Source organism: Sulfitobacter alexandrii, from assembly GCF_001886735.1.
Taxonomy (GTDB): Bacteria; Pseudomonadota; Alphaproteobacteria; order Rhodobacterales; family Rhodobacteraceae; genus Sulfitobacter; species Sulfitobacter alexandrii.
This window is the reverse complement of sequence record NZ_CP018076.1, coordinates 3,182,343-3,196,992: the sequence shown is the minus strand read 5'-3', so window position 1 is coordinate 3,196,992 and position 14,650 is coordinate 3,182,343. Positions and strand designations below refer to the sequence as shown.

At 66.1% G+C, this 14,650-nt stretch carries 13 protein-coding genes and 1 riboswitch; of the genes, 8 read left to right on the top strand and 5 right to left on the bottom strand.

What is annotated here, in order from left to right; genetic code table 11:
- The first annotated feature begins 10 nt into the window (after nucleotides 1–10).
- Nucleotides 11–676: an SDR family NAD(P)-dependent oxidoreductase gene (locus BOO69_RS15615; RefSeq protein WP_071973011.1), complete on the top strand. Its 666-nt coding sequence runs from the start codon at nucleotides 11–13 to the stop codon at nucleotides 674–676.
- On the top strand, nucleotides 670–2,199 hold the full coding sequence (locus BOO69_RS15610; protein WP_071973010.1) for a cryptochrome/photolyase family protein: 1,530 nt from the start codon (nucleotides 670–672) through the stop codon (nucleotides 2,197–2,199). The genes BOO69_RS15615 and BOO69_RS15610 overlap by 7 nt, the downstream gene beginning before the upstream one ends.
- A gap of 9 nt (nucleotides 2,200–2,208) precedes the next feature.
- Here the strand turns inward: BOO69_RS15610 and BOO69_RS15605 are convergent, their stop codons facing one another.
- Both BOO69_RS15605 and BOO69_RS15600 read right to left on the bottom strand, forming a co-directional pair.
- Nucleotides 2,209–3,012: a CE1 family esterase gene (locus BOO69_RS15605; protein ID WP_071973009.1), complete on the bottom strand. Its 804-nt coding sequence runs from the start codon at nucleotides 3,010–3,012 to the stop codon at nucleotides 2,209–2,211.
- Nucleotides 3,013–3,109: 97 nt separating this feature from the next.
- Nucleotides 3,110–3,700 (bottom strand): NAD(P)H-dependent oxidoreductase, encoded by a 591-nt coding sequence (locus BOO69_RS15600; RefSeq protein WP_071973008.1) that lies wholly within the window; start codon nucleotides 3,698–3,700, stop codon nucleotides 3,110–3,112.
- A gap of 144 nt (nucleotides 3,701–3,844) precedes the next feature.
- Here BOO69_RS15600 and BOO69_RS15595 point away from each other — a divergent pair, with 144 nt between their 5' ends.
- Nucleotides 3,845–4,240 carry a metallopeptidase family protein gene (locus tag BOO69_RS15595; RefSeq protein WP_071973862.1) on the top strand — a complete coding sequence of 132 codons (396 nt, stop codon included), beginning with the start codon at nucleotides 3,845–3,847 and terminating at the stop codon, nucleotides 4,238–4,240.
- A gap of 12 nt (nucleotides 4,241–4,252) precedes the next feature.
- Here the strand turns inward: BOO69_RS15595 and BOO69_RS15590 are convergent, their stop codons facing one another.
- Nucleotides 4,253–5,911, bottom strand: a complete 1,659-nt coding sequence (locus BOO69_RS15590) for an NAD+ synthase (RefSeq protein ID WP_071973861.1) — start codon at nucleotides 5,909–5,911, stop codon at nucleotides 4,253–4,255.
- 201 nt (nucleotides 5,912–6,112) lie between these two features.
- Here BOO69_RS15590 and BOO69_RS15585 point away from each other — a divergent pair, with 201 nt between their 5' ends.
- Nucleotides 6,113–7,606, top strand: a complete 1,494-nt coding sequence (locus BOO69_RS15585) for an MORN repeat-containing protein (protein WP_071973007.1) — start codon at nucleotides 6,113–6,115, stop codon at nucleotides 7,604–7,606.
- A gap of 43 nt (nucleotides 7,607–7,649) precedes the next feature.
- Nucleotides 7,650–8,699 carry an NAD(P)H-dependent flavin oxidoreductase gene (locus tag BOO69_RS15580; RefSeq protein WP_071973006.1) on the top strand — a complete coding sequence of 350 codons (1,050 nt, stop codon included), beginning with the start codon at nucleotides 7,650–7,652 and terminating at the stop codon, nucleotides 8,697–8,699.
- Nucleotides 8,700–8,739: 40 nt separating this feature from the next.
- Here the strand turns inward: BOO69_RS15580 and BOO69_RS15575 are convergent, their stop codons facing one another.
- Nucleotides 8,740–9,663 (bottom strand): MBL fold metallo-hydrolase, encoded by a 924-nt coding sequence (locus BOO69_RS15575; RefSeq protein WP_071973005.1) that lies wholly within the window; start codon nucleotides 9,661–9,663, stop codon nucleotides 8,740–8,742.
- Nucleotides 9,664–9,854: 191 nt separating this feature from the next.
- On the opposite strand from BOO69_RS15575, the gene gltX reads away from it, so the two are divergent.
- Nucleotides 9,855–11,189: a glutamate--tRNA ligase gene (gltX, locus tag BOO69_RS15570; protein ID WP_071973004.1), complete on the top strand. Its 1,335-nt coding sequence runs from the start codon at nucleotides 9,855–9,857 to the stop codon at nucleotides 11,187–11,189.
- A 50-nt stretch (nucleotides 11,190–11,239) separates the two neighbouring features.
- Nucleotides 11,240–12,640, top strand: a complete 1,401-nt coding sequence (locus BOO69_RS15565) for an MATE family efflux transporter (protein ID WP_071973860.1) — start codon at nucleotides 11,240–11,242, stop codon at nucleotides 12,638–12,640.
- On the opposite strand, the gene BOO69_RS15560 is transcribed toward BOO69_RS15565, so the two are convergent.
- Complete coding sequence (locus BOO69_RS15560) at nucleotides 12,620–13,174, bottom strand: gamma-glutamylcyclotransferase family protein (protein ID WP_071973003.1); 555 nt, start codon at nucleotides 13,172–13,174, stop codon at nucleotides 12,620–12,622. The two genes, BOO69_RS15565 and BOO69_RS15560, sit on opposite strands and share 21 nt — an antisense overlap.
- 94 nt (nucleotides 13,175–13,268) lie before the next feature.
- Nucleotides 13,269–13,354: riboswitch (glycine riboswitch) on the top strand.
- 153 nt (nucleotides 13,355–13,507) lie between these two features.
- Here BOO69_RS15560 and gcvT point away from each other — a divergent pair.
- Nucleotides 13,508–14,632, top strand: a complete 1,125-nt coding sequence (gene gcvT / locus BOO69_RS15555; protein WP_071973002.1) for a glycine cleavage system aminomethyltransferase GcvT — start codon at nucleotides 13,508–13,510, stop codon at nucleotides 14,630–14,632.
- Nucleotides 14,633–14,650: the final 18 nt, after the last annotated feature.

Below are 14,650 nucleotides of genomic sequence, written 5' to 3'. Positions count from 1 at the left end.
CTTGCCGTGGATGAAAAGGGTTTTGATCATCGGTGCGTCGGGCGGGATCGGCTCGGCGCTGGCAGGGGCCTGCGCCGAACGCGACGTCGAGGTGACGGGGTTGTCGCGTTCGCGCGACGGATTCGACATCACCGACGAGGCTTCGGTGGCCGATCATCTCGGGGCGCTTGACGGTCCCTTCGACGCGGTGATCGTCGCCACCGGTGCACTGGAGATCGACGGCGCGGAGCCGGAGAAGACGATCCGCGCGATACGGCAGAAGGCGATGCTGGACCAGTTCGCGCTGAACGCGGTCGGCCCGGCGCTGGTCCTTGCGCATGTGCAGGATCTTCTGCCGCGTGAGAGCCGCAGCGTCGTGGCGGTACTGTCCGCACGGGTCGGGTCCATCGGAGACAACCGGATCGGTGGCTGGATAAGCTATCGCAGCGCCAAGGCGGCGGTGAACCAGATTGTCCATACCGCCGCGATCGAACTGGCCCGGACGCACAAGAAAGCGGTCTGCGTTGCCCTGCACCCCGGTACGGTGGCCACGCCCTTTACCGAGAAATACCTGGGCCGCCATCCCGCGGTGGCGCCCGACGAGGCCGCAGGGAATCTGCTGGCTGTCATGGACGGACTGAAGGTCGAAGACAGCGGCGGGTTCTTCGACTATGCGGGAAAGGTGGTGGCATGGTGAAACGGCTGGTTCTCGTGCTGGGCGACCAGTTGTCCGACACCCTGAGCGCCTTGCGCGAGGCGGACAAGTCGGAGGACATCGTGGTGATGGCCGAGGTCGCGGAGGAGACCGATTACGTCGACCATCACCCCAAGAAGATCGCCCTGATCTTCGCCGCGATGCGCAAGTTCGGCGCGGCGCTCGAGAAGGACGGCTGGACCGTCCGCTACACCCAGTTGGACGACACCGAAAACGCGGGCAGCATCGTCGGAGAATTGCTGCGCCGGGCAGAGGAAACCGGGGCGGAGGAGGTTCTCGTGACCGAACCGGGCGAATGGCGGCTGATCGACAAGCTGCGCCATGCGCCGATCAAGACCCGCATCCTTTCCGACGATCGGTTTATCGCCAGCCATGCCGAGTTCGAGAGCTGGGCAAAGGACCGCAAGGCACTGCGGATGGAGTATTTCTATCGCGACATGCGGCGCAAGACGGGGCTGATGATGGACGGCGACGACCCCGCCGGGGACAAGTGGAATTACGACCACGACAATCGCAAGCCCGCCCCCGACGAGGTGGACGCGTCGGGCCCGATGCAGTTCACGCCCGACGAGACCGTCGAAGAGGTGCTCGATCTGGTCGAGGCCCGTTTCGGCGACCGCTTCGGCGACCTGCGGCCCTTTCACTATGCCACCGACCAGGGGCAGGCGCGCCGGGCACTGTCGCACTTCGTCAAGCACGCCCTTCCCCGTTTCGGGGATTACCAGGATGCCATGATGGAAGGGCAGGCGTGGCTCTATCATTCGATCCTGTCGCCCTACATCAATATCGGCCTGCTCGATCCCGTGGAGGTCTGCCGCGCGGTTGAGGACGCATGGAAGGCGGGCGACGTGCCGATCAACGCGGCCGAAGGCTTCATCCGTCAGATCATCGGCTGGCGTGAATACATCCGCGGCATCTATTTCCTCGAAGGGCCGGAGTACGCGCAACGCAACGCGCTGGGCCACGACAGGGCGCTGCCGGCGTTTTTCTGGGGCGGCGAGACACGGATGAACTGCGTGTCGCAGGCGGTCTCCCAGACGCGCGAACACGGCTACGCCCACCACATCCAGCGGCTGATGGTGACGGGCAACTTTGCCCTGCTTTCCGGGCTGGACCCGCAAGAGCTTCAGGCGTGGTACATGGCCAGCTACATCGACGCCTTTGAATGGGTGATGTCGGCCAATGTCATCGGGATGAGCCAGTTCGCGGATGGCGGCGTGGTCGGCTCGAAGCCCTATGTGTCGTCGGGCAACTACATCGACCGCATGTCAGACTACTGCAAGGGCTGCGCGTACAGCGTCAAGGACAAGACCGGCGAAAACGCCTGTCCTTTCAACCTGCTGTACTGGCATTTCCTTGACCGGCACCGCGACCGGTTCGAGGAAAACGGCCGCATGGGCAACATGTACCGCACGTGGGACCGCATGGATGAAGATCGGCGCAAGACGGTGCTGGATGAGGCCGAGGTCTGGCTGAAACGGCTGGATGCCGGCGAAACGGTCTGAGCAGGCCCGCTAAAGCTGGCCGGCGGCCCTGAGGCGTTCGATGCCGTAGCGCAGATGCTCCGTGCGGAAGGAATGACCGCCGGGGAACAGGCAGAAATCCAGCACGTCGCCCGACGGGGCCAATCGGATGTCGCAGGTCAGGTCTTCGTAGCTGACGGCCATCGCCATGCCGAAATCGCCGAACTCCCGGTAGAGCGCCAGCGCATCCGCCACCTTGCCCTGCCGGGTCTCTCCGATCGCGCGGCCGTCCAGCGGAACTGTCTTGTCCGCGTCGCCGTGAATGTGGATGATGGAGGAAACAGGCGTCTGGCAGGTTTCGGGCGGTTCCAGCCAGAATGTCCCGGACATGGGGATGAAACCGGCGAAGGCGGCCGGATGGCTGCAGGCAAGGTTCCAGACCATCATCCCTCCCGCGGAAAAGCCGGCGGCAACGATCCGGTCGGGATCGATGGCGAACCGGTCTTGCGCGTCGGCGATCACGGCATCGAAATAGGCGAATTCGGCGGCGCCGGTACTGTCGAACGTGCGCGGGCCATGCGGCAGATCCCACGTCCCATCGACCCCTTGGGCCGCGATCAGCGCGAGGCCCGCGTCGGACAGCATGCGTCTGAGGCTGCCGTTGCGCATGGCCCCGGCGGCGGACCCGCGGTAGCCATGCGACCACACCAGCGCGCCCACCGGCGTCTGGCCGTCGTGGCCTTCGGGCATCGAGATGCGGTAGATGCGGTCACCCACGACACAGTCGGTATCCGCACCGCAGGACAGGGCGGGCGTTCCCAACATGATGGCGAGCAGGAGAGCAAGGATGCGCATGGCTCACCCTAGGCACGGAAGCCTGCGGTGTTCAATTCACAAGCCCGTTGCACGCTGAAAAAGGGCCGCCCGGTGAAGGGCGGCCCCGGAAACTGCTTCAGTCGATCAGCTTGCCGGTGATCTCGACCAGACGGCGCGCCTGGAAGCCGACGGCTTTCTGGCCCAGATCGTCGAACTTGCCCGCTGTACCGGAGTAGCCGTAGGGGTTGCCGTCCTCGAACTTGACCTCGTCGGCGTATCCCGGTGCGACGATGATGTTGCCCCAGTGCATCGCGGACTTGTAGAGGTTCTGGATCGTGCCTTCGCGACCGCCGTGGTTTGTCTGGGCGGACGTTGTCGCGGTGATCGTCTTGTTCACCAGCTTGCCTTCCTGCCAGAGCGGGCCAAGCGTGTCGATGAATGCGGCCATCTGGCTGGGCAGGTTGCCGTAGCGCGTGGGGAAGGAAAAGAAGTATCCGTCGGCCCAGGTCATGTCATCGTGCGAGACTTCGGGAATGTCCTGCATCTTTTCCACCTGGTTCTTCCAGGCCTCCTGCCCGTCGATGACCGATTGCGGTGCCGTTTCGGCGGCGCGGCGCAGGCGCACTTCGGCCCCGGCGGCTTCGGCGGCTTCCTTGGCGGCCAGCGCGATCTGATGGTTGGTGCCGTAGGTGGTATAGAAAATGACGGCGATCTTGGGGGTGCTCATGAGGTGCTCCTTGGATTGGACATACGAATGTAAAATGACACAGAGACCAGTTCGTTCCGCTCGGCAACGCACACCCCCTGTGATAATTTGCAGAAGGGGCCGCGGGCCTTTTACTTCACGCGCCTGCGGCCCATATCTGCGATCATGACCGCTGACATTCCCGATCTCGACCGTTTCGAGGACATTGCACGCCGCACTGTCGAAGACTTTCCGCCCCCGTTCCGGAGCGCGGCGCGCGACGTGCTGCTGCGTGTGACCGACTGGCCCACGGACGAGATGCTGGCGTCACTTGAGATACCGGAGCCTACCGGGCTGACCGGGCTCTACGAAGGCATTCCGATGACGCATAAATCGGTGATGGACATGGCCCATGAACCCGACACCGTCTGGCTGTTCCGCGAGCCCATTCTGCACGAATGGCGGGCGCGGGGCGATGTCGAGATCGACGACCTGATCGCGCATGTCACGATCCACGAGTTCGCGCATCACTTCGGCTGGTCCGACGACGAAATCGCCTCCGTGGCGCCTTGGCAGTACTGACGTCCTTCGGGGTCAGGAGGGGTCGCGCCAGCGGTTCACGATCGGATAGCGCCGGTCGAGCCAAAACGCCCCTTTTGTCAGGCGCGGGCCGGGCGCGGACTGGAACCGCTTGTATTCGCTGATGTAGATCAGGTGCTCGACCTTCTTCGCGACCTCGCGTTCGAAACCCGCCGCCACGCAGTCGGCGACCGAACCGTCCTGGTCCACGAGGATGTTCAGGATCGCGTCCAGTTCGGGGTAGTCGGGCAGGCTGTCGCTGTCCTTCTGGTCCTCGCGCAACTCGGCGCTTGGCGGCTTGGTGATGATGCTCTCGGGGATGACGGCCCCTTCCGGGCCCATCATCCAGTCGCGGTGGTTGGCGTTGCGCCAGCGGCATGTCTCGAACACGCGTGTCTTGTAGAGATCCTTGATCGGATTGTAGCCGCCCGCCATGTCGCCGTAGATCGTGGCATAGCCCACCGCGACCTCGGACTTGTTGCCGGTGGTCAGCAGCATCTCGCCGAACTTGTTGGACAGCGCCATCAGCAGCAGACCGCGCAGGCGGGACTGTATGTTTTCCTCTGTCAGGTCCGGATCGCGGCCCTCGAACAGGGGGGCGAGGGTGTTCGTGATGGCCTGTCGTCCCTCCTTGATCGGGACGTAGTCGTAGCGGCACCCGAGCGCCTTGGCCACGGCTTCGGCATCGTCGAGAGAGGCCTGTGACGTGTACTCCGACGGCAGCATGACACAGCGAACGTTCTCGGCCCCGAGCGCATCGACGGCGATCGTCGCAACGATCGCCGAGTCGATTCCCCCCGACAATCCCAGCAAGACCTTCTTGAAGCCTGTCTTTCCCATGTAGTCGCGCAGCGCCTGCACCATGACCCGGTAGTCCTGTTCCCAGGCGTCGGGCAGGGAGGCGAGCGGTTGTTCCAGAACGCGCCATCCGTCCGGCCCCCGTTCAAGGTCGACGTGGTGCACCTGTGCGTCGAAGGCGGGCATCTGCATCGCGAGCTTGCCGCCCGGGTTCAGCGCGAAGGACGCGCCGTCGAACACCTGATCGTCCTGCCCGCCCACCATGTTCAGGTAGATCAGCGGCAGACCGGTCTCGATCACCCGCGCGACCATCATGTTCATCCTGGTGTCGAGCTTGCCGCGATAGTAGGGCGATCCGTTCGGCACCAGCAGGAATTCGGCCCCGGTCTCTGCCAGCGTTTCAGAGACTTCGGGATGCCACGCGTCCTCGCAGATGGGGCTGCCGACCCGCGTGTTGCCCACGGCGTAGGGGCCACCCAGCGGGCCTGAATCGAACACGCGCACCTCGTCGAAGACGGTCTCGTTCGGCAGGTTGTGCTTGAGCACGCGGCTGGCGATCTTGCCGTTCTTCAGGATCAGGTAGGCGTTGAAAAGCTCCGCCCCCTCGGCCCAGGGGGCGCCGATGGCCAGCGCCGGTCCGTCCGCGCACTCCTTCGCCAGCCGTTCGACATGGGTCATCACGTCGAGCTGGAAGGCCCGCTTCATCACCAGGTCCTGGGCATTGTAGCCGGCGATGAACATCTCGGGCAGGGCGACGAGGTCCGCGTTGGCTGCCTTGCCTTCCGACCATGCCTGTGCCGCCAGTGCGGCGTTGCCGGCAAGGTCGCCGACCGTGGGGTTCAGCTGGCCAAGGGTGATGCGGAAACGGTCTGCCATGTGCATGCCTTTGCGGTTTGTTCCGTTCCGGATGTAGCAGATCGGGCCGGGGGGAAAAGCCCAAAGGACCTCGCGGGCGGGTCGCGGTGAAACCGCCGACGCGGCGGTGCCGGCACAAAAGACGATTGCCCCTCCTACCCCCATTGCTTAGGCTTGCCAACGATCCCGCTTTGACCGCGATGCAATCAGACAGGTATGCCGATGTCCTTTCGTTCACTGATCTTGTGTCTTTCGCTGTGCGCCGCGCCCGTCTGGGCGCAGGACGGGCAGGTTCTGACCAAGCAATACGACGACGGGGGCGTTTACGAAGGGACATTCCGCGGCGGGCTGCAACATGGGCAGGGCACCTACACGCTGCCCAACGGCTACCAGTACGAAGGCAACTGGGAAGACGGCGAAATCAAGGGCGAGGGCACCGCGCGCTTTCCCAACGGATCGGTTTACGAGGGCAATTTCTCAAAGGGCAAGCCGGACGGCTTCGGCAAGATCACCTTTGCGGACGGCGGCACCTACGAGGGCGACTGGGAAGCCGGTGCGATCATGGGGCAGGGTGTCGCGATCTATGCGAACGGTGTCCGCTACGAAGGCGGCTTCCGCAATGCCAAGCACCACGGCAAGGGCGTGATGCAAAGCCCCGGCGGCTACGAGTACAAGGGCGACTGGATCGACGGGGTCAAGCAGGGCACCGGGACGATCACCTATCCCGATGGCGCCGTCTACGAGGGCGCGATCGAGGCGGGCAAACGGAACGGCGAAGGCACGCTGACGATGCCGGACGGCCTCGTCTACGTCGGTCTTTGGCAGGACGGTCAGATCGAGGGCACCGGGACGCTCACGCAGCCGAACGGCGACGTCTACGAGGGCAATCTCGTGGCCGGTCGGCGCGAGGGCGAGGGCAAGGTGACCTACGCCAACGGCGATACCTACGTCGGCAGCTTCAAGGATGATCGCCGCCACGGGCAGGGCACCTTCACGGGGGCGGATGGCTACGTCTACACGGGCTCATGGGTGGACGGCCAGATCTCGGGGGAAGGGCAGGTCACATACCCCGACGGATCGGTCTACGTGGGGGAGTTCCGCGACGATCTGGCGGATGGCCAGGGCAAGATCACCTATCCAGACGGTTCCACCTACGAAGGCGCATGGGAGGCCGGCGTGATCGAGGGCGAGGGCCGCGCGACCTATCCCAACGGTGTCGTCTACGAAGGCGGGTTTTCCAACGCGCGCAATGACGGGCAAGGCGTCATGACCTACGCTGACGGCTACCGCTACGAGGGGATGTGGAAAGACGGCCAGCGCCACGGCATGGGCACCGCGACCTACCCGGACGGGACCGTCTACGAAGGCAATTTCCAGGACGGCAAGCGGCATGGCCGCGGCAAGATCACCATGGCCAACGGCTTTGTCTACGATGGCGAATGGACCGGGGGCGAGATCGAGGGGCAGGGCATCGCGACCTATGCCAACGGCGACGTCTACGAGGGCACCTTCAAGGCGGGCAAGCGACAGGGCACCGGCACCATGCGCTATGCCAGCGGGGAGGAAGCGAGCGGCGACTGGGACAACGGCGCCCTGACCGACGCCACCACCGGCGAGGCCGCATCCGAAACCGCGACCGCGGCAGAGCAGACGGACGCCGAGACGCCGCCGAGCGACGACGCGCCCGCCGAGGCCGCCCCGGCCACGGACAACTGACGCCCGCGGTCGCGTGGGCCGGGCAACAGCGACAGGTGATCCGATGATGGACGCGCTCGGTCTTCGACTTCCCATCTTTCAGGCACCGATGGCGGGTGTCTCCACGCCGCAGCTCGCGGCGGCGGTGTCGAACGCGGGCGGACTGGGGGCGATCGGCGTCGGGGCGACCGATGCCGCCGGGTCGGCGGAAATGATCGCCGAAACCCGCGCCGCGACGGATGGGCCGTTCAATGTCAACGTGTTCAGCCATGAAACGCCGCAGCCCGACCCCGAAGCGGAGCAGGCTTGGCTGGACCTTCTGCACCCGCTGTTCGCCGAATTCGACGCGGCCCCACCCGCGCGGCTGCGCACGATATACCGCAGCTTCGACGACGATCCCGACCTGCTGGCGCTCCTGATCGAGACCCGGCCCGCCGTGGTCAGCTTTCACTTCGGGCTTCCCGGCGCGCAGGCGGTCCGGGCGCTGCGCGATGCGGGCATCACCTTGCTGGCGACCGCGACGAATACGGATGAGGGGCGCAGGATCAAGGCGGCGGGCCTTCACGGGATCGTGGCGCAGGGGATCGAGGCAGGGGGCCACCGGGGCGTTTTCGACTGCCGGGCGCCCGATCCGCAACTCGGCACCCTTGCGCTGACCCGCCTGCTGACGGCGGAGCTGGACATGCCCGTCGTCGCTGCAGGCGGTATCATGGACGGCGCGGGAATCGCCGCTGCATTGCGGCTGGGCGCAGTCGCCGCCCAATTGGGCACCGCCTTCATCGACTGCCCGGAATCAGCCGCCGATGCCGCGTACAGGGCCGCGCTGCACGGTCCCGGCGGTTACCGCACGAGGCTGACGTCGGTGATTTCCGGCCGTCCGGCACGCGCGCTGGAGAACCGCTTTACCGCCGAAGACAGCGTCGCCCGGCACGGTACGCCGCCGGCCTACCCGATCGCCTACGACGCGGGAAAGGCGCTGAACGCCGCAGCCAAGGCGGCCGGCGAACACGGTTTCGGTGCCCAGTGGGCGGGACAGGGCGCGCCGTTGGCCCGGACACTTCCCGCCGCCGAACTGGTGGCCACGCTCGCCCGCGAGCTTGAGGCGCATCGCTGACCGGCCGGCAATCGGTCGCGTCATGCCGGCCGGGAGATGCTCAGAGCATCAGCTGGTAGCTGTGGGGCACGTAGGCGAACCCGTCGTCGCGTTTCTCCACGTAGCCGAAGGCGGGAAACGGCATGTGGTATCCGACAAAGGGGATGCCGTCCGCTGCCAGCATGTCCAGCAGGCGGCGGCGCGTTTCGGCTGCCGCTGCCTTGTCCTGATCGAACTGCACCTCCCAGTCGGGATGGGCCAGCGACCAGACGTAGTGGTTGGCGAAATCGGCGCCCAGAACAAGCTGCTTGCCGTCCGATTCGATCATGTAGGCCATGTGGCCCGGCGTGTGGCCGAAGGCCGCCATCGCCGTGATGCCCGAGGCGACCGAACCGCCGTCCTGAAGGAAGGTCATCTGATCCGCCAGCGGCTTGACCTTGGTGTTGAAACCTTCGTTGTCCATGCTCGACCACGCGTCGAATTCCACCTGTCCGGTGACGTATTGTGCGTTCGGGAAGGTCGGGGAGTCGCCCTGCATCAGGCCCCCGATGTGATCGCCATGCATGTGCGTCAGCACCACGACATCCACCTGGTCGGCTGAATATCCCGCGGCCTGCAACCCGGCCAGCGTGCCGTCTGCGTTGGTGCCGGTATCGAACAGCACCAGTTCGCTGCCGGTGTTGATGACCGTTGGCGTGAAGAAGAACTGTGCCTTGTCCGCCGGAATATGCGCGGCCTGCGACACCTGTTCGAAGGTTTCGTCATCGACGTTCTGGCCGAAGATGTCGTGGGGCGACTCGACCGTGCGTGTCCCCGCGAGGATCGTGGTCACGTCGAAGCCGCCGAGCGTGACGCGCCGGAACTGTGGCATCGCGGCCCCCGCCATCGGGGCGCTCGCCCGCGCGGTGGTGGCCATCGCGGCAAGGGGAAGGGCGGCAGCCCCTGCAAGCGCGCTGCGGCGGGACATTCTGAACGTGTTCTGCATGTATTGGTCCTCCGTTATCTGTTGAAACTGCGATGGAGGTAGCGGCGCGGCGGCGATTTCCCATGCAGACGGGTCGCGCGCGCGATCATATTTTCGTCAGAGCGCGGATGCGGCACGGCCGGTGGCCATGGTGCCGACCCTAGACAAACATGCCGCCCTGTGACACTTGACCGGGGTCCAAGGAGAACAGCATGGCCGCCGATACCGTCACCCGTTTCGCCCCTTCCCCCACCGGCTACATCCACGTGGGAAATCTGCGCACGGCGCTGATGAACTACCTCATCGCGCGCAAGGCGGGGGGCACCTTCATCCTTCGGATCGACGACACCGATCCGGAGCGGTCGAAAGAGGAATACGTCGACGGCATCAAGGAAGACCTGACGTGGCTCGGGCTGGAATGGGACCGGGTCGAGCGGCAGTCCGAGCGGCTGGACCGGTACCACGCCGCCGCGGACGAACTGCGCGCCAAGGAGCGGTTCTACGAGGCGTTCGAGACGCCGACCGAACTGGACCTGAAGCGCAAGAAGCAGCTGAACATGGGCAAGCCGCCGGTCTACGACCGTGCCGCGCTGGCCCTGACGGACACCCAGAAAGACGCGCTGCGCGCGGAGCGGGGCAATGGCGTCTGGCGGTTCAAGCTGGACCAGAGCCGGATCGAATGGGAGGATGGAATCCTCGGCGCCATTTCCATCGATGCGGCCAGCGTGAGCGACCCCGTGCTGATCCGGGGCGACGGGCAGATCCTCTATACCCTGGCATCGGTTGTGGATGACACGGACATGGGCGTGACCCACGTCGTGCGCGGATCCGACCACGTGACCAATACCGCGACCCAGATCCAGATCATGCAGGCGCTGGGTCACGATCACCCCGCTTTCGCGCATCATTCGCTGCTGACCGGGCCGCAGGGCGAGGCGTTGAGCAAGCGGCTTGGCACGCTCGCGCTGCGCGACCTGCGCGAGCAGGGGGTGGAGCCTTTCGCGTTGCTCAGCCTGATGGCGCGGCTCGGTTCCTCCGACCCGGTGGAGCTGCGGACCGACATGGCCACGCTGATCGAGGGTTTCGACATCGACCGGTTCGGCTCCGCCCCAACGAAGTTTGACGTGCGCGACCTTTTCCCCCTCACGGGCCGCTACCTGCAGACGCGGTCGGCGGAGGACGTGGCGGACAGCATCACGGACATCGGTGTGCCGGCGGACCAGGCGACGCGGTTCTGGTCCGTCACCCGCGAGAACATCGAAACGCTGCACGACCTGAAGCCCTGGTGGGAGATGTTCCGGGACGGCGCCGACCCGGTGATCGAGGAGGGCGACGAAAGCTTTGTCGCCGAGGCGATGGCGTTGCTGCCGCCGATGCCCTTTGATGAGACGACCTGGTCCACCTGGACCGCGGAGGTCAAGGAAAAGACGGGCCGCAAGGGGCGCGCGCTGTTCCGGCCCCTGCGGCTGGCGCTGACCGGGCAGGAGCACGGGCCAGAAATGGCCAACGTCATGCCGCTGCTGCGGGTCGTCAAGGCGCGCGGATGATGCCCGCCCGGCGGGCCGGTCACGCCCCCTCGGGGCGCGGCGGGCCTGCCATGGCCGACGGCGCGCCGGCCAAGTTCCTGACGGGCAACCTCTTCGTTCACGTCGCGGTCATGGCGCTTACGTCTTCTGTCGGGTTGATGGCGGTGTTCCTTGTCGATTTCGTCGACATGATCTTCATCTCGATGCTGGGCAAGTCCGAACTGGCCGCGGCGGTGGGCTATGCCGGGGCGATCCTGTTCTTCACCGCGTCCTTCGGGATCGGGATGGGCATCGCCGCGGGCGCCCTCGTGTCGCGGGCGCTTGGCGCGAACGAACCGGCGCTGGCCCGCGAACGCGCCACCCATGCGCTGCTTTACGGACTGCTGTTCGGCCTCGTCTTCTCGGCGGTGGTCTGGTCGGCGCTGCCCCGGCTCGTGTCCCTGCTGGGCGCAGAAGGCGAGACAGCCGCCCTTGCCGTGCATTTCCTCGAAGTGGTCGTGCCTTCGGTGCCATTCCTCATGGTGGGCATGATGGGGTCCGCCATCCTGCGCGCCCACGGCGACGCGCGGCGAGCCATGATGGCGACCATCGTGGGCGGAGTGGTCAACGCGGTTCTCGATCCGATCCTGATCTTCGGTTTCGGGCTCGAACTGACCGGGGCGGCGGCCGCCTCGTTCGCGGCCCGGGTCGCCATCGCGGGCACGGCGATCTGGCCGCTGGTCACCGTCTACGACGCCATTGTAAGGCCACGCTTCGCCGGTTTGCTGCGCGATTTCGTGCCGGTCGTCGCCATCGCCTTTCCCACGATTCTGGCACAGATCGCGACGCCGGTGGGACAGGCCTATGTCACCCGCGCGATGGCCGACTACGGCGAAGAGGCGGTGGCGGGCATGGCCGTGGTCGCGCGGCTGATCCCGGTGGCCTTTGCGGTGGTCTTTGCGCTTTCGGGGGCGGTGGGCCCGATCATCGGCCAGAACTACGGCGCGGGCGACATGGCGCGGGTGCGCCGCGGCTTCAACGCTGCCATCATCTTTGTCGCCGCGGTGATCCTCGGGGTTTCCGCGATCCTGTTCGTGCTGCGCGCGCCCATCGCCGACCTGTTCGGCGCGACCGGCATCGCGCGCGACCTGATCTTCCTTTTCTGTGGTCCGCTGTCGCTGGCGTTCTTCTTTCCCGGCGTGCTGTTCGTGGCGAACGCGGTGTTCAACAACCTCGGCCAGCCGTTCCTGTCCACCGTCACCAACTGGGGGCGCAACGCCGTGGCCCTCATCCCGCTGGTCTGGCTTTGCGCGGCGCTAGGCGGCGCGCCCGGCGTGCTGATCGGTCAATCCCTGGCCGGGGCGGTGTTCGGCGTCGTCGCCTGGATCATGGCGTTGCGGTGCATCGCGCGGGGGGGCAAGCCGGAACGGCAGGGGCAGGAAATCTTTGGCCGTGAGGGCCGGCTGATGACCCTATTCCACGCGCGCCGATAGCCGGGCGAGGTGATCGTCCACCAGCGCGGTCTCGTCTGCCGTGAGCACCTTGTGCCGCGGATACCGGGGGGCGGCGCGGTCGTTCAGCACCGGCGTCTCCCAGCCGTCCGTGGTGTCAAAGAAATCCTGCACGCCCGATTCCCCGAATTCGTGCAGAAAACCCTGCACGACCACATCAAGATAGCTGAGCAGGATGGCATGATCGCCCGGCACACCGGTATCGGCGGGGGGCACCGCGTAATGCGCGATGTCCGGCGCGGGACTGATCGGATGGATCACGGCACCACCCGAGGACACGCGCGCATAGCCGGCTTCGCGGGCGTCCAGCGCCGCCCAGTCGGCACCCGGGACTGCCGCGATCAGCCCGTCGATGGTGGTATCGGGATCTTCGATGACGCTCAGGAACACCAGGTCGCGCACCGCCGTCCGGACCCACGCACGCCGCCAGCCCCGCAGGCGGGCGGGATGGGCATCGGGGTAGTCATGGGTCTGGCGGTTCACGAGGCTGCCATAGCCGAAGAAGTAGGGTGTCATGTGTCCGGGTCCGTCAATTTGGGCGCAAGAGACCATTGATGCCCCGCGCATACAAGCCCGCTTGACGCGCGGTCTGCCCTCGGCCTACGAAAGGGCATCCGTCACGGGAGAATCGGATCATCCGATGCCGAAGGAGCAACCGCCCCGGAAACTCTCAGGCACAGGGACCGTGCAGGATATCGACACTCTGGAGAGTGGTGCCGCGCGCACCCGCCGAAGGGATAACGATCTCAGGCGAAAGGACAGAGGGGGCATCTTGGACCGCGACATGCGGGGGAAAGATGCCGGATTGATCCACTCGGACAGGCGGCAAGCAGAAGAGGTGCCGCGCCGATGGACGATCTGAAACACACGCCGCTGTTCGATCTGCACGTGGAACTGGGCGCCAAGATGGTGCCCTTCGCCGGCTATGCCATGCCGGTGCAGTATCCGCTGGGCGTGATGAAGGAACACCAGCACGCCCGGGCTGCCACAGGTCTTTTCGACGTCAGCCACATGGGGCAGGTGATGCTGTCGGGCCCATCGTGGGACGCGGTCGCCCGCGCCTTCGAGACCCTGGTGCCGATGGATGTGCTGGGTCTGGCCGACGGCAGGCAGCGCTACGGCTTTTTCACCAACGACGCAGGCGGGATCGAGGATGACCTGATGTTCGCCCGTCGGGGCGACGACCTCTTCGTGGTGGTCAACGCGGCCTGCAAGGACGCCGATATCAGCCGGATGAAGGCCGCGCTGGAACCCGGCGTGCGCGTGGCGCCCCTGACGGACCGGGCGCTGATCGCGGTACAGGGGCCCGGCGCGGAAGCCGTGCTTGCCGGGATGGATGGCCGCGCGGCGGACATGGCCTTCATGGACGTGTGCGATCTCGACCTCGACGGGGTTTCGGTCTGGGCGTCCCGTTCCGGATATACGGGCGAGGACGGGTTCGAGCTGTCGGTTCCCGATCATCAGGCGGAGGCGCTGGCCCGCGCCCTTCTGGCACAGGACGGCGTCGAGGCCATCGGGCTCGGCGCGCGGGATTCGCTGCGGCTTGAAGCGGGGCTGTGTCTGTACGGTCACGACATCGACGCCGGGACGACCCCGGTGGAGGCTGCCTTGACCTGGGCGATCCAGAAGGTGCGTCGCGCGGACGGCGACCGCGCGGGCGGGTATCCGGGCACGGAAACGGTGATGGACGAGATGGACAGGGGCGCCGCGCGCAAGCGGGTCGGGCTGTTGCCAGAAGGCCGCGCGCCCATGCGCGAAGGGACCGACATTTTCGATGCCGCGGAAGGCGGCGATCGCGTCGGCTGCGTGACCTCCGGCGGCTTCGGCCCAAGTCTTGGGGCGCCGGTTGCGATGGGCTATGTAGAGACGGGGCGGGCCGCGGTCGGCACGCCTCTGTGGGGCGAGGTCAGAGGCAAGAGACTGCCCCTCACCGTGGCAAAGCTGCCTTTCGTTGCAGCGAATTTCAAACGTTGAAGACAACAGGGAAGACAC

Excerpts from the sequence above, each read along its gene's own strand:
- BOO69_RS15575 (WP_071973005.1), bottom strand. The coding sequence starts at position 9,663 with ATGCAGAACACGTTCAGAATGTCCCGCCGCAGCGCGCTTGCAGGGGCT.
- BOO69_RS15605 (WP_071973009.1), bottom strand. The coding sequence starts at position 3,012 with ATGCGCATCCTTGCTCTCCTGCTCGCCATCATGTTGGGAACGCCCGCC.
- BOO69_RS15595 (WP_071973862.1), top strand. The coding sequence starts at position 3,845 with ATGACCGCTGACATTCCCGATCTCGACCGTTTCGAGGACATTGCACGC.
- BOO69_RS15560 (WP_071973003.1), bottom strand. The coding sequence starts at position 13,174 with ATGACACCCTACTTCTTCGGCTATGGCAGCCTCGTGAACCGCCAGACC.
- gltX (WP_071973004.1), top strand. The coding sequence starts at position 9,855 with ATGGCCGCCGATACCGTCACCCGTTTCGCCCCTTCCCCCACCGGCTAC.
- BOO69_RS15580 (WP_071973006.1), top strand. The coding sequence starts at position 7,650 with ATGATGGACGCGCTCGGTCTTCGACTTCCCATCTTTCAGGCACCGATG.
- BOO69_RS15610 (WP_071973010.1), top strand. The coding sequence starts at position 670 with ATGGTGAAACGGCTGGTTCTCGTGCTGGGCGACCAGTTGTCCGACACC.
- BOO69_RS15565 (WP_071973860.1), top strand. The coding sequence starts at position 11,240 with ATGGCCGACGGCGCGCCGGCCAAGTTCCTGACGGGCAACCTCTTCGTT.
- BOO69_RS15615 (WP_071973011.1), top strand. The coding sequence starts at position 11 with ATGAAAAGGGTTTTGATCATCGGTGCGTCGGGCGGGATCGGCTCGGCG.
- BOO69_RS15600 (WP_071973008.1), bottom strand. The coding sequence starts at position 3,700 with ATGAGCACCCCCAAGATCGCCGTCATTTTCTATACCACCTACGGCACC.
- gcvT (WP_071973002.1), top strand. The coding sequence starts at position 13,508 with ATGGACGATCTGAAACACACGCCGCTGTTCGATCTGCACGTGGAACTG.
- BOO69_RS15585 (WP_071973007.1), top strand. The coding sequence starts at position 6,113 with ATGTCCTTTCGTTCACTGATCTTGTGTCTTTCGCTGTGCGCCGCGCCC.
- BOO69_RS15590 (WP_071973861.1), bottom strand. The coding sequence starts at position 5,911 with ATGGCAGACCGTTTCCGCATCACCCTTGGCCAGCTGAACCCCACGGTC.